Source organism: Streptomyces pseudoechinosporeus, assembly GCF_054783935.1.
Genome location: NZ_BAAGPS010000104.1, coordinates 1 through 717, shown reverse-complemented (window position 1 = coordinate 717; position 717 = coordinate 1). Strand labels below are relative to the sequence as shown.

1 protein-coding gene is annotated in these 717 nt (G+C 73.6%); it reads right to left on the bottom strand.

From position 1 onward, the window contains the following. On the bottom strand, positions 1 to 717 hold a 717-nt coding region (locus tag ACYVO6_RS49410; protein ID WP_461073620.1), incomplete at both ends, for an aldehyde dehydrogenase family protein.

Here is a 717-nt window from a genome sequence, read left to right as displayed (position 1 = left end):
TGGCCAGGGCGACGGCCTCGTTGTCGTCCCGGTAGGGGATGACGGCGATGACCGGGCCGAAGATCTCCTCGCGGGCGATGACCATGTCGTTGCCTACGTCGCCGAAGACGGTGGGCTGGAGGAACCAGCCGTGGTCCAGGTGGGCGGGGCGCCCGCCGCCCGTGGTCAGCCGGGCGCCCTGGCTGTGGCCGGTGGTGATGTAGCCCTCGATCCGCTCCCGCTGCCGGGCGGAGACCACCGGGCCGATGGCGGTCGCCGGGTCGAGGGGGTCGCCGATGGTCAGGGACTGGGCCAGGTCGGTGACCGCGTCGAGGACCTGGGCGTAGCGGTGCGCGGGGGCCAGGACGCGGGTGTTGGCGGTGCAGGTCTGTCCGTTGTTGGGGAACGACACGCTGGCCAGGCCGGCCACGGCGGTGGGGATGTCGGCGTCGTCGAGGATGATGGCCGCGGACTTGCCGCCGAGTTCGAGGGTGACCGGGCGCAGCAGCCGTCCGGCGACCTCGCCGATGATGCGCCCGGTGGCGGTGGAGCCGGTGAAGGAGACCTTGTCGACATCGGGGTGGGCCACCAGGGCCTGGCCGGCCTCGATGCCGCCGGGCACGACGTTGAACACGCCGGCCGGCAGTCCGGCCGCGGCGGCGGCCTCGGCCATGATGTTGGCGTCCAGGGCCGTCTCCAGGGCCGGCTTGAGGACGACGGTGCAGCCGGCGGCCAGCG